Here is a 16,477-nt window from a genome sequence, read left to right as displayed (position 1 = left end):
GACACTCTATGAGTTAGTTCTGGCATCCCTTGAGGTGTGTCGCGGCCTCTTCGGGCACGGTGTCCCGGCAGACGCCGTCGGTGCCGCCGGAGACGGCGACCCACGACTTCTTCGCGGTGTCGTACTTGAACAGCACCGTCGCCGCCTCGAGGTTGGTCGGCTGCGCGACCGCGGTGGCCCAGCCCTCGTAGCAGCTGACGTCCTTGAGCCCCTTGCCCAGCACGATCGCCGCGGCGACCTTCGGGTTGGCCTTGAACGCCTTCTCCAGGGTGGCCGCGGTGACCGGGCAGCCGGCCGCGGCGGCCGACGGCCGGCCCGAGGGCGCGGCGCTGATCGGCACCGAGCTCGGGTCGGCGGCCGGCGCGCTTTGCGCCGCAGCGCCGGTGGTGGCCGGCGCGCCGGTGGTCGCCGGCTCGTCGTCGGAGCAGCCGGCAAGGACGGTCGCCGCCAGCAGGCAGGGCAGGGCGACCGTGAACGGGATGCGAGTCTTCACATGCGGCATCGTGAGGCTTGGCCGCGCGCCGCGCTTGTCGGCATCACGACACGTCGGCGAGGAACCGCTCGAGCACCTCGACGACCAGCGCATGATCGTCGGCCTGCGGCAACCCTGACACCGTTACGACACCGACGACGCCCACATTGCGGACCCGGATGGGGAACGCCCCGCCGTGGGTGGCGTAGTCGGCCGGGTCGACCCCGTAGTCGGCGTCGAACGTGCGGCCCTTGGCGGCCAGCCGGCGCCCGACGAGGTACGAGGACGCGTGCAGCCGCTCCACCACCCGGATCTTGCGCTCGATCCAGCGGTCGTTGTCCGGCGCCGTGCCCGGCCGCGCCGCGTGGAACAGCTGCTGCCCGCCGCGCCGCACGTCGATCGTGATGGCCAGGTCGCGCTCCCGGGCGACGTCGACGAGCCGGCACCCCAGCGCCCACGCGTCGTCGTTGTCGAACCGGTCGAACACCAGCCGCGCCTCCTGCGCCTCGAGCTCGGCGATCAGATCGTCCACGGTGACGTACCCCTTCTCGTTCTTGCGTCTTTGGTCGGTTGGTTGTTCGGTTGGTCTCCCGGATTCGCGTCAGGACCAAGCGACGCTCAAGTTCCCGGCAAGTCCGGCCCGGAGGATTCTGTCCCATGAGAACCCGGACCTTCACGCTGTACATCGCCGCCACCCCCGACCGCGTGTGGCGGGCCCTCACCGACCCGTCGCAGACCCGCCGCTACTACCTGGGCCTGGCCGTCGACTCGACCTGGACGGCGGGCGCGCCGATCATCTTCCGCACCCAGCAGGGCCCGGTCCCCGACGCGCTGCACGGCGAGATCATCCACGCCATACCCGGCGAGTGCCTGATACACAACCTGTTCACCGGCGTCGGCCGCGAGCAGGAGGCGCACTGCTGGCTGACCTGGACCCTGGCGGCGGTCGACGACCCGTCGCTCACGCGGGTCAGCCTGACCTGCGACGACCTGGACGCCCGCCCGGACCCGGACCGCGACGACGCCTGGTCGCGCATCGTGAGCGGCCTGAAGACCGTCCTGGAGACCGGCGCCTCCCTGCCCGGCTAGACCCAGGGTCAGCCGACCCAGCCCACGAAGGCGCGTCGCGACGGGGTCGCCGCGGCGCGCGGGGGCGCGGGCGTGGCGCCGGACAGGACCGAGGTGAGCGCGCGGGTCAGCCACGCGTTGACCGACAGGCCTTCGCGCGCGGCGGCCTCCTCGATGCGCTGCTTGAGCTGCTCGGGCGGGCGGAAGTTGATCCGGCCGACCGGGCCCTCGGCGGCCGGCTCGGGCGCGCCGGGCTCCGGCTGGGGCTCGGCCGGCGCCTCCAGGTCGGCGTCGGGGGCGGTGACGACGAAGTACGGGTTGCGGTCGCGCACGCGGACCTCGACCGAGCCCGGCGCCAGGTCGCGGGTGATCTCGTCGGCGGCGTCGGAGAGGACGTCGAACATCGCCAGCCGGGTCGCCGACGCGACCGCGGCGGCCAGCCGCTCGGCCAGCGCCGCCTCGTCCGGGCCGGCCGCGGCCAGCAGCTCCGCGCGCAGGCCCTCGACGTACCGCGTGAGGTCCATGGGCCCAAGTATCGCAAATTGATGGCGCCATCGGCGCCATCGATGGCCCCCGCCACGGGAAGATGATGATGGACGGGACGGGGACGGGGAGGGCTCATGATCCAGCTCCTGGCGCCGGACGGCACGCTTCGCGAGGACGGGCGGGCGCCGCTCGACGTGACGCCGGCGCTGTGCCGGGACCTGCTGCGCGACATGGTGCTCGCGCGGCGCTTCGACGAGGAGGCCCTCGCGCTGCAGCGCCAGGGCGAGCTCGGGCTGTGGCTGATGTCGCTGGGGCAGGAGGCGGCCCAGGTCGGCTCGGTGCGCGCCCTCGCGCCGGGCGACTACGTCTTCCCCAGCTACCGCGAGCACGCCGCCGCGCGCTGCCGGGGCGTCGGCGCGGCCGAGCTGCTCGCGCAGTGGCGGGGCGTCATGCACGGCGGATGGGACCCGGCGCGGTACCGCTTCCACATCTACAGCCTGGTCCTGGGCACGCAGGCGCTGCACGCGGCCGGGTACGCGGTCGGCGTCCGGCTCGACGGCGCCGACGAGATCGTGCTCGCCTACTTCGGCGACGGCGCCAGCAGCCAGGGAGACGTGAGCGAGGCCCTCAACTGGGCGGCGGTCGCCGAAGCGCCGATCGTGTTCTTCTGCCAGAACAACCAGTGGGCGATCTCCACCGGCACGAGCCGGCAGATGGCCGCGCCGCTGCACCGCCGGGCCGAGGGCTTCGGCCTGGAGGCGCACCTCGTCGACGGCAACGACGTGCTCGCGGTGCACGCCATAACCGCAAGAGCCGCGGATTCGGTACGCCGGGGAGGGCGCCCGGTCTTCATCGAGGCGACGACCTACCGCATGGCCGGGCACAGCACCTCCGACGACCCGCGCCGGTACCGCTCCGACGACGAGGTCGAGTCCTGGCGCGAGCGGGACCCGATCGCCCGCCTGGAGCGGCTCGTGCGGGCCCGGGACTGGGCCGGCCCGGAGTACTTCGACGAGCTCAAGGCCGAGTCCGACCGGGTGGCGGAGCAGACGCGGGCGGCGTGCCTGGCGCTGCCGGACCCGGCGACGGATGACATCTTCCGGTTCACCCACACCGAGGAGACCGAGCTGCTGCGCGAACAGCGGGAGTGGCTGGAGGTGTACCACTCGTCGTTTACGGCGCACTGATGGCGCCATTTAGCCCCTTGCGTGGCGCCATCGACGGCGCCATAGTGAAGCCATGACTGATGCGGGCATCGCCGTCTCCGGGCTGCGCAAGCGGTACGGCGACAAGATCGTCCTTGACGGCATCGACCTCGACGTCCCGGAGGGCGCGATCTTCGCGCTGCTCGGGCCCAACGGCGCCGGCAAGACCACGATGGTGCACATCCTCGCGACGCTGCTGCCGGCCGACGGCGGCTCGGCCCGGGTCGCCGGCCACGACGTGGCCACCCAGGGGGCCGCGGTGCGCGCCGCCATCGGCGTGACCGGCCAGTTCTCCGCCGTCGACAACCTCCTCACCGGCGAGGAGAACCTGCTGCTCATGGCCGACCTGCACCACCTGGGCCGGCGGGAGGGGCGCCGGCGCGCGGCCGGGCTGCTGGAGCGCTTCGAGCTCACGGACGCGGCCCGGCGTACCCCGGCCACCTACTCCGGCGGCATGAAGCGCCGCCTCGACCTGGCGATGACGCTCGTCGGCGACCCGCGGGTGATCTTCCTCGACGAGCCGACGACCGGCCTCGACCCGCGCAGCCGCCGCACCGTCTGGCAGATCGTGCGCGGCCTCGCCGCCGACGGCGTCACGATCTTCCTGACCACGCAGTACCTCGACGAGGCCGACCAGCTCGCCGGCCGCGTCGCCGTGCTCGACCGCGGCGGCATCGTCGCCGAGGGCGCCCCCGACGACCTCAAGCGCCGCGTGCCCGGCGGCCACGTGCGGCTGCTCTTCGCCGCGCCCGCCGCCCTGTCCGCGGCGGCCGCCCTCCTGCCCGCCGCCGCGCGCGACGACGAGGCGCTCACCCTGCGCGTGCCCTGCGACGGCACCCCCGCCGACCTGCGCGACCTGCTCAACCGCCTCGGCACCGGCGGCGTGGAGCCGGCGGCGCTGACCGTGCACACCCCCGACCTCGACGACGTGTTCTTCGCCCTGACCGGGCATCTGGCCGAGCGGGAGGCCGTGGCATGAGGGACGCCCTGACCATGCTGCGCCGCGACCTGCGCCACCTGCGCCGCAACCCGTCGACCGTCTTCGTCGCGCTGGTCGTGCCGATCATCATGATGCTGCTGTTCGTCTACGTCTTCGGCGGCCCGGCGGCCGTGGACCACGGGCGGTACCTCGACTACGTCGTGCCGGGCGTGCTCGTGATGAGCATCGGGTACAGCGTCGGCCAGACCGCCCTCGCCGTCTCCGCCGACATGTCCGAGGGCATCATCAACCGCTTCCGCGCGATGGGCATCTCCCGCGCCGCCGTGCTGACCGGCCGCGTCCTCGGCACCGTGCTGCGCACGCTCGTCTGCGTCGCGATCATCACGGGGCTGACCGTGCTCATGGGCTACCGCCCGCACGCCACGGCGGCCGGCTGGCTCACCGCCGCCGCGTTCGTGACCCTGGCCGCGTTCGCCGCCGCGTGGCTCACCACCGCGCTCGGCCTGTCGGCGAAGACCCTCGTCGGCGCGAGCTACGCGGCGTTCCCGGTCACCTTCCTGCCCGTCGTGAGCAGCGCGTTCTCCCCGACGTCGGCGATGCCGGCCGGGGTGCGGGCCTTCACGCAGCACCAGCCGTACACGTCGGTCATCGAGACGCTGCGGGCCGCCCTGACCGGCGCCCCGGCCGGCCACGCGCCCTGGATCGCCGCGGCCTGGTGCGTCGCCGTCGCGCTGGCCGGCTACCTGTGGTCGCGGGCCCGCTTCACCCGCCCGCCGCGCCCGCGCTGACGTCCGTGGCGCCGCCTTCCCCGATGGCGCCATGGTGGCGCCAGGGCCGGCGGCGCCGGTGCCGCGACTACAGCGGCCGCCTGAGGTCGACCCGCCGCCCCGCTCTCGCCGGGCGGCGGCCGGCCGGGCAGTATGGGTGCATGGCGTTTGCGCTGCCGATTCCCGACGAGGCCAACGAACTGCTCGACCGCGACCCGCTCGCGCTGCTGATCGGCATGACGCTCGACCAGCAGATCCCGCTGGAGAAGGCGTTCACCTCGCCGTGGGTGCTGGGCCGGCGGCTGGGGCACGAGCCGACGGCGACGCAGATCGCGGAGTACGACCCGGAGGCGCTCGCCGAGATCTTCGCGACGCCGCCGGCGCTGCACCGGTTCCCCAAGGCGATGGCCGCCCGGGTGCAGGAGGTGTGCCGGATGATCGTCGAGCAGTACGACGGCGATGCGGCCGCGCTCTGGACCGGCGTCGCCGACGGCGCCGAGCTGCTGCGGCGGGTGCAGGGGCTGCCCGGGTTCGGCCGGCAGAAGGCGCAGATCCTCGTGGCGCTGCTGGGCAAGCAGTATGGCGTGCAGCCGCCGGGCTGGCGCGAGGCGGCCGGCGCCTACGGCGAGGACGGCTCGCACCGCTCGGTCGCCGACATCGTCGACCAGGACTCGCTGGTCAAGGTGCGCACGTTCAAGAAGCAGATGAAGGCCGAGGCGAAGGCGGCCAAGGGGTAGCCCGGCTCACCCGATCAGGTGAGGTCGCGCCAGGCCGGGGTCGTGGCGAAGAACCGCAGCAGGCCGAGCAGGCGGCTGCCCGGAGGAGCCGACCAGTGCCGCGCCGCGGAGGGCTCGGGGTCGCGCAGGCGGGCGAGCGCCCAGATCAGGTGGTGCCAGAGCACGCGCGGCTCCATGTTGACGCCGTGGTACCCCTTGAGCACCGCCGGCACCACCGTGAGCGGCAGCTTGGCGAACTCGGTCGCCGGGTCGGCGATCATGGCGTCGCCCCAGTCCACCAGGCCCGCCAGCGCGCCGCGGGCGACCATGATGTTCTGCGGGGCGACGTCGCCGTGGATCGCCACCCGCAGCGGCGCGATCGGCACCTTCGGGGCCAGCCGGTCGAACCAGCCGGACAGCCACTCCGCGCCCTCCTGGTCCAGGCGGCCCTCGGCGCGCAGGTCCGACACCAGCGCCCACGGGTCCAGCGGCGCCGCGTCGACCGGCAGCCGGGGCGGCGGCGGGAGCTGGTGCAGCTTCGCAAGCTCCCGGCCGAGCTCCTCGAAGAGCCTCGCGTCCGCGGCGCCCGCAGCCGCCGCGTCGAGGCCGGGGACGCGCTGGGTGAGCAGGTAGGGTACCGAAGCGTCGAACTCCACCACGGCGGGCGTCAGCACCCCGCCGCGGCGCGCCGCCGGGATGATCGCCGCCTCGGCGAACAGCCGGTGCCCGTCGCGCCGCGACCGCGGGATGCGCAGCACGAGCTCGTCGCCGAGCAGAAACACGTGGTTCGCCCCGCCGATCGGCCCGGGCTGCACCTTCTCGGCCGGCACCCCGTGCCGCGCCGCGACCGCCTCCGCCATGCCCTCCACGCCACGAGACTGTCCCACGCCCTCCTGTAGGACGACAACGGATGCGAGTCGACCGATGCGGTCGTAAGGTGCCTACGTGCTGAAGGGTTTCCGGGATTTCATCTCGCGCGGCAATGTCATCGAGCTTGCCGTCGCCGTCGTGATCGGCGCCGCGTTCAACGACGTCGTCAAGTCATTCACCGACGGCTTCCTCAAGCCGCTGATCAGCCTCTCCGGCGGCATCGGCTTCGGCGACCGGCCCGGCCTGAAGATCGGCAGCCAGGTGCTGCAGTGGCCGAACTTCGTCAACTCCGTCATCACGTTCCTGCTGACCGCGGCGACCGTGTACTTCCTGGTCGTCCTGCCCATGAACAAGCTCGCCGAGCGGCGCAAGAAGGGCCTGGAGCCCGAGCCCGCGGCGCCCAGCGACGAGATCCGCCTGCTCACCGAGATCCGCGACCTGCTGGCCACCGGCACCACGGCCCGCGAGCAGGGCGGCGCCCCCGCCGCCCACGCCGTCGACCCCCGGCCGCCGGTCAAGCCCAACGAGGGCGTGGCAGACTCGAGATAATGGCCCGCAGGTCACGACCGCAGCTGATCACCGACGCGGCACGCAGCCCCGAACAGGAGCTCCGCGCCCGCGAGCTGCGCTATGTCTTCATGATGCTGCTGCGCGCCGCGTGCGTCGTGATCGCGGCGATCCTGGTCGCGACCCGCCCGCCGCTGCTGTGGCTGTGGCTGTCGCTGTGCCTGCTGGGCGGCGTCGGGCTGCCGATGGTCGCGGTCCTGCTGGCCAACGACGCGCCGCCGCGCCCGGAAAACCGGCTGCGCAACCGGTTGCACCGACGGCCGACGTCCCATCCGGACCCGGCGCACGCTTTGCCCGACCAGGAACACAAGGTCATCGACGCCGACTGACGAACGCCGCGCCTTCCGCGCGGCGTTCGCTGTTTCTTCGCCCTGCGCCTTCGCGCGGCGTTCGCTGTTTCTCGCCGTGCGCCTTCCGCGCGGCGTTCGCTGTTTCTCGCCGTGCGCCTTCCGCGCGGCGTTCGCTGGTCCACGCGTTTGGCGAGGCTCGTTCGGCTGTTCTGCGGGTTCGCTCGTCTGCGGCTCAGGGTGGGTTTTTGCGACAAGTCGGGCGCTCCGCGCCACGACTTGTCGGATTTATACGGCGTCGGGGTATAAATGCGGTAAGTCGTGGCACGGAGTGCCCGACTTACCGAAAATGCCCGGGTCGCGGTGAGGGCCCCGGATCACGGGCGGGCGCCCAGGCGCGAGACGGCCCGCGCGCCGAGCTCGTTGCCGCGGCGCAGGGCCGCCTCCGGGGATGTGCCCGCCAGCCACTCGGCCAGGAAGCCGGCGGCGAACGCGTCGCCGGCGCCGGTCGGGTCGACCACCGTGGCGAGGGCGATGCCGGGGGACTGGGCGGTGCCGTCGCGGGAGGCCCAGGTCGCGCCCGAGGCGCCGGACTTCACGACCGCGGCGCCTGCGTACGTGAGGAGGCGGCGGGCCAGCTCCGGCGGGGCGTCGGGGCCGGGGGCGATGACGCGGGCCTCGTCCAGGTTGGCGAAGAGGATGTCCGGTCGCGGTACCGATGCCAGGAATGCGCCGGCGCCCAGCCGTTCCAGCGGGGCGGCCGACGCGGCGTCGAGGCTGGTCGTGAGGCCTCGGCGGCGGGCCTCGGCCAGCGCGAAACGGCCGGCGGGGGCGCAGTCGGGGTCGAAGAGGACGTACGCCGAGAGGTGCAGATGCTTCGCGTCCGCGTGGTCGAGGGCGCGCTCGACGTCGGCGCGGTTCAGGAGGCGGTTCGCGCCGCGGTCGGTGAACATCGTGCGCTCGGCGTCGGAGGTGAGCACGACGACCGTGCCGGTGGCGGCGCCCGGTACGCGGCGGACGCTGATCCGCACGCCGTCGGAGCGCAGCTCGGCCAGGCGGGCGTCGCCGGGGCCGTCGTCGCCCGCCACGCCGGCGAAGACGACCGGGCAGCCGGCCGTGGCGAGCCAGGCGGCCGTGTTGGCGGCCGAACCGCCGCCGCTGATGCGCACGCTCGCGATCGTGTCGGAGCCGATCGCGAGCGGGCCCTCGTGCATGGTGAGGATGTCCGTGACGACGTCCCCGATGACGACGACGCTCACCGCGTCACAGCGCGGCGGCGATGCGGGCGGCCAGGTCCGCGTTGCGCAGGATGATGCGCACGTTCACGTCCAGGCTCTTGCCCTCGGTGGCGTGATGGAAGTGCGCCAGGAGGTACGGCGTGACCTCCTTGCCGCTGATCCCCTCCCGCTCCAGCCCGGCGAGGCCCTCGGCGAGGACGCGGTCGTGCAGCGCCGGGTCGAGCTGCTCCGGCTCGGGCAGCGGGTTGGCCACGATCAGGGCGCCCGGGTGCACGTCGTGGGCGCGGGCGGCGCTGATGATGCCGGCGACCTCCTCCGGGGTGCCGGCCGACCAGTCCAGGTCGAAGCCGGCGTCGGTGAGGTAGAAGCCGGGGAAGCGGCGGGTGCCGTACCCGACGACGCTCACGCCCAGGGTCTCGAGGCGCTCCAGGGTCGCGCCGACGTCGAGGATGGACTTCACGCCGGCGCACACGATGGCGATCGGCAGGCGCGACAGGGCGGTCAGGTCGGCGGACTCGTCGAACGTGCTGGAAGCCCCGCGGTGTACGCCGCCGAGCCCCCCGGTCGCGAACACCGCGATGCCGGCCCGGGCGGCGATCGCCGAGGTGGCCGCGACGGTCGTGGCCCCGTCGGCCCCGGCCGCGGCGGCGGGGGCGAGGTCGCGCACGGACAGCTTGACCACGTCGTCGCTCTCGGCGAGGTGGGCGATCTCGCCCTCGCCGAGCCCGACCACGATCTCGCCGCCGATCATGCCGATGGTGGCCGGCACGGCCCCGGCCGCGCGTACGGTCGCCTCGATCTCCTTGGCCACGGTGAAGTTGGCCGGACGGGGCAGGCCGTGCGAGATGATCGTGCTTTCGAGCGCGACGATCGGCGCTCCGGCGGCCCGGGCGGCCTCGACATCGGGCCCGAAGCGGATGACGTGGTTGATCACCAGCCCACGATAGCCCTGCTCCCGCGCGTCACTGTCCGGCGGCGGGCCTCCGCTCGCGCTCTGGTCGCCCGCGCCTCTTCGCGCCCGCTCTCGCGTCGATGCCTGCGCCCGCGCGTCGTGCCCGGGGCGTCGTGCGCGCGTGCCGTGCCCGCATGCCGTGCCCGCGCAGGGTGCCCGCGTGCCGCGCTGGGGCAGCGCGGCGTGCCCGCGTGTCGTGTCGCGCCGTGCCCGCGCGGGGTGCCCGCGTGCCGCGCTGGGGCAGCGCGGCGTGCCCGCGCTTGATGCGCTGCCGGCAACGTTGGCGGCGATGGCGTGTTCTGCGGGTTCGGTCCTTTGCGGCTCAGGGTGGGTTTTTACGACAAGTCGGGCGCTCCGCGCCACGACTTGTCGGATTTATGAGTCGTCGGGGGATAAATCCGGTAAGTCGCGGCACGGAGTGCCCGACTTACCGAAAAACGCGCCGCACGCGCCGTGCCGCACGCCAGGGCCGCGGCCGCGGGACCGGGCGACGGCGTTGTTGGTCCGTCACGCGGCGGCTTACCAAGAACGCGTCGTGCGCCGTGCCGCACGCCAGGGCCGCGAGCGCGGGAACGCGCGACGGCGTTGTTGGTCCGTCACGCGGCGGCTTACCAAGAACGCGTCGTGCGCCGTGCCGCACGCCAGGGCCGCGGCCGCGGGACCGCGCGACGGCGTTGTTGGTCCGTCACGCGGCGGCTTACCAAAAACGCGTCGTGCGCCGTCCCGCACGCCAGGGCCGCGAGCGCGGGACCGCGGAACGGGCGTTGTTGGTCCGGTCACGCAGCGTCGGTGGCGCCTAGGTGTGCGCCGGGTGGCGATACGCGGCCTGCCGAGGGGGCCGAAACGCGGCGGGCCTGGCAGACTGGGAGCCGTGACGACCACTCCAGAGAACGGTGGCGGGACCCTCACCGACGAGCGCGTTGATGAGCAGACCAGCACCGACTATCGCTATGACGCCGGCGACCACGAGAAGTTCTCGCACTACGCGCCGAAGGACAAGATCATGCAGGCCATGATCGAGGGGACGCCGGTGCGGGCGCTGTGCGGCAAGCTCTGGGTGCCCTCGCGTGATCCCAGCCGCTTCCCGGTGTGCCCGGTGTGCAAGGACCTGTACGAGAACGTAGTTCAGAACGACGACCCGAGTTCGTGACGTTCGGCTCGGTTCGGCACGCGCCGGGCCGGGGCCCGCTAGGCTGTTGAGCGCCTTCGCGGTCGCGCTGACGCGAGGGCGTTTTCATGCGCCCGGAGCCGGACCAAACGGGCAATATCGGGCCGAGGGCTGACGTAAGCCGCCGACCCGCCGATGGGCCGGCGGGTGCTGACGTGCGCCGATGCCGGCCGGGCCGGGGTCGACGCGCGCCGATCCGTGGGGGAGCGGGGCGGCGCCGGGGCGAGTGCAGTGCGACGTGGACGAGACGTACGGGGAGGGGTGCCGCATGCCGCCGCGTCCGGTGGTGCAGCAAGGTCAGACGCTCCGGGTGTGGCAGCGCAAGGCCCTGATGGAGTACCTGCGGGGCAATCGCGAGGACTTCCTGGCCGTCGCGACGCCCGGCGCCGGCAAGACCACGTTCGCGCTGCGGGTGGCGCTCGAGCTGTTCGGCGACGGGACCATCGACAACCTCACCGTCGTCACGCCGACCGAGCATCTCAAGAACCAGTGGGCGCAGGCCGCGGCGCGGGTCGGGATCGACCTCGATGCCGGGTTCCGCAACTCCGACGTGCACGCCGCGTCGGACTTCCACGGGACCGTCGTCACCTATGCGCAGGTGGGGATCGCTCCCGCGGTACACAAGCGGAGAACCGTCACCCGCAGAACCCTGGTCGTGCTGGACGAGATCCACCACGCCGGCGACTCGAAGTCGTGGGGCGACGGGGTCAAGGCGGCGTTCGAGCCGGCCGTGCGGCGCCTGATGCTCACCGGCACGCCGTTTCGCTCGGACGACAACCCGATTCCGTTCGTGGAGTACGAGCGCGGGTCCGACGGCATCGCCCGATCGCGCTCCGACACCGTGTACGGCTACTCGGAGGCGCTGCGCGACGGCGTCGTCCGCCCCGTGATCTTCCTGGCTTACTCCGGGGAGACCCGATGGCGCACCTCGGCCGGCGACGAGCTGGCGGCCCGCCTGGGCGAGCCGATGACCCAGGATCTCATCGCGCAGGCGTGGCGCACCGCCCTCGACCCGACCGGCGACTGGATGCAGCAGGTCCTGCGCGCCGCCGACGCCCGGCTGCAGAAGCTGCGGGCCGACGGCATGCCGGACGCCGGCGGCCTGGTCATCGCGAGCGACCAGCAGTCCGCCCGCGCGTACGCGAAAGTCCTGAGCGAGCTCACCGGCGAGAAGGCCGTCGTCGTGCTCTCCGACGACGTGGGTGCCTCCGGCCGCATCGCCGCGTTCTCGGCGTCGAACGAGCGCTGGATGGTCGCGGTGCGCATGGTGTCGGAGGGTGTGGACATCCCGCGGCTGGCCGTCGGCGTGTACGCCACCAGCGCCTCCACCCCGCTGTTCTTCGCCCAGGCCATCGGCCGCTTCGTGCGCGCCCGCAAGCCCGGCGAGACGGCGTCGGTGTTCGTGCCCAGCGTGCCGCACCTGCTGGAACTGGCCAGCGAGCTGGAGGCCCAGCGCAACCACGTCCTCGGCGAGCGCAAGACCAAAGAGGGCTTCGACGACGACGAGATGGAGCGGGCCAACCGCGAGGAGAAGGCCTCCGGTGAGCTGGAGAAGAGCTTCGAGGCCCTGTCCGCGACGGCGGAGCTCGACCAGATCATCTACGACGGCGCGACGTTCGGGCTGCCGGCGCAGACGGGCACGGCGGAAGAGGAGGAGTACCTCGGCCTGCCCGGCCTCCTGACCCCCGACCAGGTTTCCGTCCTGCTGACGAAGCGCCAGGCGGACCAGGCGGCGGCCCAGAAGCGGCGCGCCCCGGTGGATGCGCCCGCGGCGCCCGTCGCGGAGGTACCGCAGCCGCGCACCGCGGGGGAGCGGCGCATCGTGCTGCGGCGGCAGCTCAACACGCTGGTGGCCGCCCACCACCACCGCACCGGGCTGCCCCACGGCAAGATCCACGCGGAGCTGCGCCGGCTGTGCGGCGGGCCGCCGAGCGCGCAGGCGACGATCGAGCAGCTCGAGGAGCGGATCGCCACCATTCAGACCATGTGATTCGTGCATAACCGGAAAATCGGAAATGTCCGTCGCGCGTGCGGCGGACATTTTTTGTTTATTTGGAGTTTGTGCGCGGTGGGCGTCCGTTGACGATGATGGCTCGCTGCGAACCGTGGATGAATGGCCCGGCGTCATAAGCCAGCAGGCACGGGCTTGGGAGTGGACTGAAGCACCCTGGCTCCCCAGGCCGGCGCACGGGCGTGGCATCCAGTCGCTGGCTCAAGCGCACGATGGGTGCGGTTAAGGTCCCTGGCCCGGGCTGAGGAGGCTCCTGGCGCGCGCGTTTGTAGGCGCGGCCACCACTCCCCGCACTGCCGCCCAGGCAAGAACCCGGCACCGGATCTGACGGCGCGGTCGTGGCCCTAGGGGGCCTACAGCGGCCGGAAAACGACCGCAGGGCATCCCGGAGGGACGCCCTGCGGTAACCGTATTGGTCTCAGCTGGCCGAGAGCTCCGAACCGCGCCACGAGAAGTCCGGGGCTACGGCGTACTCGACAGCGATCTTGACCAGCTGGTCGGCGTACTTGTTGGCGTGATGTCCACAGAAGATCAGATCGCCGCCCTCGGCGAGCCGAACTCGAAGTTTCCCTGCCGCGTTGCAGCGGTCGCACCGTTCCTCGGCGGCGGGGGGCGCCGCCGTCTCCGGCGGCGGCGTGAGGGTCGGGGTCATCGCCTTCCTCCTCTGATCGTCACCGACGAACGCTTCCTTGCGTCGTTCACAGATGGTTCAACACCGTGTTGCCCGACATCGTTCCCACCTGGTGTGGGGGACCGATGTCACATTTCTGTCGTGCCCGGGAGGCCGATACCGGGTTGGGATCGAATACCCGCTACGTGCTTCCTATCGCGCCGCGCTTGCGATCACAAGTGGGTTGGCGCGGCGCCACGGCTCTGTAATGCCCTCGGTGACCCGAAACACACCCGGGCCGCCCCAAAAGGGACGGCCCGGGTTCGCGCAGAGCGAAAAACGGTCGTTCAGTCCAAGTAATCCCGGAGGACCTGGGAACGCGACGGGTGCCGCAGCTTGGACATCGTCTTCGACTCGATCTGGCGGATGCGTTCGCGGGTCACGCCGTACACCTGGCCGATCTCGTCCAGGGTGCGCGGCTGGCCGTCGGTCAGGCCGAAACGCAGCCGCACGACGCCCGCCTCGCGCTCCGACAGCGTCTGCAGCACCTGCTGGAGCTGGTCCTGCAGCAGCGAGAAGGAGACCGCGTCGACGGCCACGACCGCCTCGGAGTCCTCGATGAAGTCGCCCAGCTGGCTGTCGCCCTCATCGCCGATGGTCTGGTCGAGGGAGATGGGCTCGCGGGCGTACTGCTGGATCTCCAGCACCTTCTCCGGCGTGATGTCCATCTCCTTGGCCAGCTCCTCCGGGGTGGGCTCGCGGCCCAGGTCCTGGAGCAGCTCGCGCTGGATGCGGCCGAGCTTGTTGATGACCTCGACCATGTGCACCGGGATGCGGATGGTGCGGGCCTGGTCGGCCATGGCGCGGGTGATGGCCTGGCGGATCCACCAGGTGGCGTAGGTGGAGAACTTGTAGCCCTTGGTGTAGTCGAACTTCTCGACGGCGCGGATGAGGCCGAGGTTGCCCTCCTGGATGAGGTCCAGGAACGCCATGCCGCGGCCGGTGTACCGCTTGGCGAGCGACACGACCAGGCGGAGGTTCGCCTCGAGCAGGTGGTTCTTGGCCCGCTCGCCGTCGCGCGAGATCCACATGAAGTCGCGGCTGGCCGGCATGACCATCGGCTCGCCGGCCTCCTCGGCCGCCCGCAGCCGCTCGGAGGCGTACAGCCCGGCCTCGATGCGCTTGGCGAGCTCCACCTCCTGCTCGGCGTTGAGCAGCGGGACCTTGCCGATCTGCTTGAGGTAGGCGCGGACCGAGTCGGCCGACGCGGTGAGCTCGGCGTCGCGCCGGGCCTGCTTGAGGGCCTCGGACTCGTCGTCGTCCCACGCGAAGTCGTCGTCGGTGGCCGTGGCCTCCGCGTCGGCCTCGGCGGCCTTGGTCTCCTCGACCGGCTCGTCGACGACGACGTCCTCGATCTCGGCGGCCAGGGCGGCGTCGTCGAGGTCCTCGAGCTCCGGCTCCTCGCCGGCGCCGGCGGTCGGGGCCGCGGGGTCCGCGGCCTCGGCCGGGGAGGCCTTCTTGGCGCCGTCGGGCGCGGCCTTGGCCGGCGCGGCCTTCTTCGCCGCCTTCTTGGCGGGCGCGGCCTTCTTCGCCGGCACCGCGGCCGGCGCGGCGGGCGCGGCCGGAGCCGCGGCGGATGCGGTGGGCGCCGATGGCGCGGCCTTCTTCACAGGAACCTTCTTCGCCGCCGCCGGCTCCGGCGATCCGGATTCGACGGCTGTCAGCGGCTTGGCAGCGGGTGCCTTGCGAGCGGGGGCGGCCTTGGCCGTCGCCGCCTTGGACGCCGGGGTGGCGGAACGGGCCGCGGCGACCCGGCGCCGGCTGTGCGCGGAGTCGTCGACCACCACGGTCACGCCCGCTTCCGCCAAGCTCCTCAGCAGCTTCTTGGCGTGCGCGGGGGTTACGTCTGCGGTCTCTACCGCCTGCGCGACCTCCGCCGACGTGAGATGGCCGCCGTTGGAGGCGGCACGCGCGATCAGCGTGTCGGCGAGGGAGCGTACGTCAACGCTGGGCTGGTGAGCTGCTGTCACGAACGACCTTCCGGTGCGATGAGCGAGCGACGGCCGGTGCGGCCGGGTTCGCGCACGGCGCGGCCGTGCTGAGTGGGCCGGGTTGCTTTGGTGGCTTCCGTGTGCCGTGACTCCGGGCGGATTCACAAACGACAGCGGGCAGCGCGTGAATTGTAACGCTCTCTCGCCCCAACATCCCCTCTTGAGGGGGCTGGACGCGCTCTTGTGACCGAACGGATGGGCTCCGAGCGGCCCGAGAAGCCTTTGGAAGGATGGCGAGCATGGCTCAACCGGTGGAACTGCTCAACCTTGCCGTATCCGTTGCCCGCTCCGCGAGCGAGCTGGCCAGCCGCATGCGAGCCGAGGGCGTGTCGGCCGTGACGACCAAGTCGACCGCCACCGATGTGGTCACCGCCGCCGACCGGGCGGTCGAGCGGCACGTGCGCGAGCAGCTCGCCCGGGCCCGGCCGGACGACGCGGTGCTCGGCGAGGAGTACGGCGCCGACCGCGACGCGCCCGTGCGCTGGATCCTCGACCCGATCGACGGGACCGTGAACTACCTCTACGACCTGCCGCAGTACGCGGTGTCCCTGGCCGCCGAGGTCGGCGGGGTGGTGGTCGCCGGCGTCGTGGTCAACGCGGCCACCGGCCGGGAGTGGACGGCGCTGCGGGGCGGGGGCGCGTTCCGCGACGGGCGGCGCCTCGCGGTGTCGCCGGAGACGGACCTGGGGCAGGCGCTGGTCGGCACCGGGTTCGGCTACGCCGCCGAGCGCCGGCTGTATCAGGCCCGGGTGCTGGCCGGGCTGATCGGCCACATCCGCGACATCCGCCGGCTCGGGGCGGCGTCGATCGACCTGTGCCTGGTCGCCGAGGGGACCCTGGACGCGTACTACGAGAAGGGCCTCAACCCGTGGGACCACGCGGCCGGCGGCCTGGTCGCCGCCGAGGCGGGGGCCCTGGTGACCGGGCTGGACGGGGCGCCGCCGGGGCCGGACATGGTCGTGGCGGCCCCGCCGGCGCTGCACGCCCGGCTGCACGACCGCCTCAGCGAGCTGGACGCCGCCGGCGGCCCGTGACGGGCGAGGCAGGCGGCGCCGCAACGGCCGGGGCC

At 72.8% G+C, this 16,477-nt stretch carries 18 protein-coding genes; 10 read left to right on the top strand and 8 right to left on the bottom strand.

Annotated elements, in window-relative coordinates:
* Positions 1-13: 13 nt before the first annotated feature.
* Both ACQEVU_RS41610 and ACQEVU_RS41605 read right to left on the bottom strand, forming a co-directional pair.
* Positions 14-493 (bottom strand): hypothetical protein, encoded by a 480-nt coding sequence (locus tag ACQEVU_RS41610; protein WP_433333730.1) that lies wholly within the window; start codon positions 491-493, stop codon positions 14-16.
* 43 nt (positions 494-536) lie between these two features.
* The gene (locus tag ACQEVU_RS41605; protein ID WP_433333728.1) at positions 537-1,004 is read right to left on the bottom strand and encodes a heme-degrading domain-containing protein; all 468 of its coding nucleotides are present in this window, start codon (positions 1,002-1,004) and stop codon (positions 537-539) included.
* Positions 1,005-1,129: 125 nt separating this feature from the next.
* Here ACQEVU_RS41605 and ACQEVU_RS41600 point away from each other — a divergent pair, with 125 nt between their 5' ends.
* Positions 1,130-1,561, top strand: coding sequence for an SRPBCC domain-containing protein (locus tag ACQEVU_RS41600; protein WP_433333726.1), 432 nt, complete (start codon positions 1,130-1,132; stop codon positions 1,559-1,561).
* 8 nt (positions 1,562-1,569) lie between these two features.
* Here the strand turns inward: ACQEVU_RS41600 and ACQEVU_RS41595 are convergent, their stop codons facing one another.
* Entirely contained in the window at positions 1,570-2,064 is a 495-nt protein-coding gene (locus ACQEVU_RS41595) for a toxin-antitoxin system HicB family antitoxin (RefSeq protein ID WP_433333724.1), read from the bottom strand.
* A 96-nt stretch (positions 2,065-2,160) separates the two neighbouring features.
* On the opposite strand from ACQEVU_RS41595, the gene ACQEVU_RS41590 reads away from it, so the two are divergent.
* From ACQEVU_RS41590 to ACQEVU_RS41575, 4 genes are all read left to right on the top strand, one after another.
* Positions 2,161-3,213 carry a thiamine pyrophosphate-dependent dehydrogenase E1 component subunit alpha gene (locus ACQEVU_RS41590; RefSeq protein WP_433333722.1) on the top strand — a complete coding sequence of 351 codons (1,053 nt, stop codon included), beginning with the start codon at positions 2,161-2,163 and terminating at the stop codon, positions 3,211-3,213.
* A 52-nt stretch (positions 3,214-3,265) separates the two neighbouring features.
* Complete coding sequence (locus ACQEVU_RS41585) at positions 3,266-4,210, top strand: ATP-binding cassette domain-containing protein (protein WP_433333720.1); 945 nt, start codon at positions 3,266-3,268, stop codon at positions 4,208-4,210.
* On the top strand, positions 4,207-4,959 hold the full coding sequence (locus ACQEVU_RS41580) for an ABC transporter permease (protein WP_433333718.1): 753 nt from the start codon (positions 4,207-4,209) through the stop codon (positions 4,957-4,959). Before ACQEVU_RS41585 ends, ACQEVU_RS41580 begins: the two co-directional genes overlap by 4 nt.
* A gap of 140 nt (positions 4,960-5,099) precedes the next feature.
* Positions 5,100-5,675: an HhH-GPD-type base excision DNA repair protein gene (locus tag ACQEVU_RS41575; protein ID WP_433333716.1), complete on the top strand. Its 576-nt coding sequence runs from the start codon at positions 5,100-5,102 to the stop codon at positions 5,673-5,675.
* A 14-nt stretch (positions 5,676-5,689) separates the two neighbouring features.
* Here ACQEVU_RS41575 and ACQEVU_RS41570 read toward each other — a convergent pair whose 3' ends face one another.
* Positions 5,690-6,514: a phosphotransferase family protein gene (locus ACQEVU_RS41570; RefSeq protein ID WP_433335284.1), complete on the bottom strand. Its 825-nt coding sequence runs from the start codon at positions 6,512-6,514 to the stop codon at positions 5,690-5,692.
* A gap of 85 nt (positions 6,515-6,599) precedes the next feature.
* Here ACQEVU_RS41570 and mscL point away from each other — a divergent pair, with 85 nt between their 5' ends.
* Both mscL and ACQEVU_RS41560 read left to right on the top strand, forming a co-directional pair.
* Positions 6,600-7,073, top strand: coding sequence for a large conductance mechanosensitive channel protein MscL (mscL, locus tag ACQEVU_RS41565; protein ID WP_433333714.1), 474 nt, complete (start codon positions 6,600-6,602; stop codon positions 7,071-7,073).
* Positions 7,073-7,420 (top strand): DUF3099 domain-containing protein, encoded by a 348-nt coding sequence (locus ACQEVU_RS41560; protein ID WP_433333712.1) that lies wholly within the window; start codon positions 7,073-7,075, stop codon positions 7,418-7,420. The genes mscL and ACQEVU_RS41560 overlap by 1 nt, the downstream gene beginning before the upstream one ends.
* Positions 7,421-7,755: 335 nt before the next feature.
* Here ACQEVU_RS41560 and ACQEVU_RS41555 read toward each other — a convergent pair whose 3' ends face one another.
* Complete coding sequence (locus ACQEVU_RS41555) at positions 7,756-8,637, bottom strand: carbohydrate kinase family protein (protein WP_433333710.1); 882 nt, start codon at positions 8,635-8,637, stop codon at positions 7,756-7,758.
* A 4-nt stretch (positions 8,638-8,641) separates the two neighbouring features.
* The gene (locus ACQEVU_RS41550; protein ID WP_433333708.1) at positions 8,642-9,550 is read right to left on the bottom strand and encodes a pseudouridine-5'-phosphate glycosidase; all 909 of its coding nucleotides are present in this window, start codon (positions 9,548-9,550) and stop codon (positions 8,642-8,644) included.
* 889 nt (positions 9,551-10,439) lie between these two features.
* Here ACQEVU_RS41550 and ACQEVU_RS41545 point away from each other — a divergent pair.
* The gene (locus ACQEVU_RS41545; RefSeq protein WP_433333706.1) at positions 10,440-10,718 is read left to right on the top strand and encodes a DUF3039 domain-containing protein; all 279 of its coding nucleotides are present in this window, start codon (positions 10,440-10,442) and stop codon (positions 10,716-10,718) included.
* Positions 10,719-11,004: 286 nt separating this feature from the next.
* On the top strand, positions 11,005-12,726 hold the full coding sequence (locus ACQEVU_RS41540; protein ID WP_433333704.1) for a DEAD/DEAH box helicase: 1,722 nt from the start codon (positions 11,005-11,007) through the stop codon (positions 12,724-12,726).
* A gap of 439 nt (positions 12,727-13,165) precedes the next feature.
* On the opposite strand, the gene ACQEVU_RS41535 is transcribed toward ACQEVU_RS41540, so the two are convergent.
* Positions 13,166-13,399, bottom strand: coding sequence for a DUF7455 domain-containing protein (locus ACQEVU_RS41535; protein ID WP_433333702.1), 234 nt, complete (start codon positions 13,397-13,399; stop codon positions 13,166-13,168).
* A gap of 305 nt (positions 13,400-13,704) precedes the next feature.
* Entirely contained in the window at positions 13,705-15,387 is a 1,683-nt protein-coding gene (locus ACQEVU_RS41530) for an RNA polymerase sigma factor (RefSeq protein WP_433333700.1), read from the bottom strand.
* Positions 15,388-15,638: 251 nt separating this feature from the next.
* Between ACQEVU_RS41530 and ACQEVU_RS41525 the strand changes: the two genes are divergently transcribed.
* Positions 15,639-16,442, top strand: a complete 804-nt coding sequence (locus tag ACQEVU_RS41525) for an inositol monophosphatase family protein (RefSeq protein WP_433333698.1) — start codon at positions 15,639-15,641, stop codon at positions 16,440-16,442.
* Positions 16,443-16,477: the final 35 nt, after the last annotated feature.

It is taken from the genome of Dactylosporangium sp. CA-139066 (genome assembly GCF_050936175.1).
Taxonomy (GTDB): Bacteria; Actinomycetota; Actinomycetes; order Mycobacteriales; family Micromonosporaceae; genus Dactylosporangium.
The sequence above is the reverse complement of the archived record's forward strand: the minus strand, read 5'-3'. Positions and strand labels throughout refer to the sequence as shown.

Excerpts from the sequence above, each read along its gene's own strand:
- ACQEVU_RS41590 (WP_433333722.1), top strand. The coding sequence starts at position 2,161 with ATGATCCAGCTCCTGGCGCCGGACGGCACGCTTCGCGAGGACGGGCGG.
- ACQEVU_RS41560 (WP_433333712.1), top strand. The coding sequence starts at position 7,073 with ATGGCCCGCAGGTCACGACCGCAGCTGATCACCGACGCGGCACGCAGC.
- ACQEVU_RS41580 (WP_433333718.1), top strand. The coding sequence starts at position 4,207 with ATGAGGGACGCCCTGACCATGCTGCGCCGCGACCTGCGCCACCTGCGC.
- ACQEVU_RS41525 (WP_433333698.1), top strand. The coding sequence starts at position 15,639 with ATGGCGAGCATGGCTCAACCGGTGGAACTGCTCAACCTTGCCGTATCC.
- ACQEVU_RS41540 (WP_433333704.1), top strand. The coding sequence starts at position 11,005 with ATGCCGCCGCGTCCGGTGGTGCAGCAAGGTCAGACGCTCCGGGTGTGG.
- ACQEVU_RS41570 (WP_433335284.1), bottom strand. The coding sequence starts at position 6,514 with ATGGCGGAGGCGGTCGCGGCGCGGCACGGGGTGCCGGCCGAGAAGGTG.
- ACQEVU_RS41595 (WP_433333724.1), bottom strand. The coding sequence starts at position 2,064 with ATGGACCTCACGCGGTACGTCGAGGGCCTGCGCGCGGAGCTGCTGGCC.
- ACQEVU_RS41575 (WP_433333716.1), top strand. The coding sequence starts at position 5,100 with ATGGCGTTTGCGCTGCCGATTCCCGACGAGGCCAACGAACTGCTCGAC.
- ACQEVU_RS41600 (WP_433333726.1), top strand. The coding sequence starts at position 1,130 with ATGAGAACCCGGACCTTCACGCTGTACATCGCCGCCACCCCCGACCGC.
- ACQEVU_RS41585 (WP_433333720.1), top strand. The coding sequence starts at position 3,266 with ATGACTGATGCGGGCATCGCCGTCTCCGGGCTGCGCAAGCGGTACGGC.
- ACQEVU_RS41535 (WP_433333702.1), bottom strand. The coding sequence starts at position 13,399 with ATGACCCCGACCCTCACGCCGCCGCCGGAGACGGCGGCGCCCCCCGCC.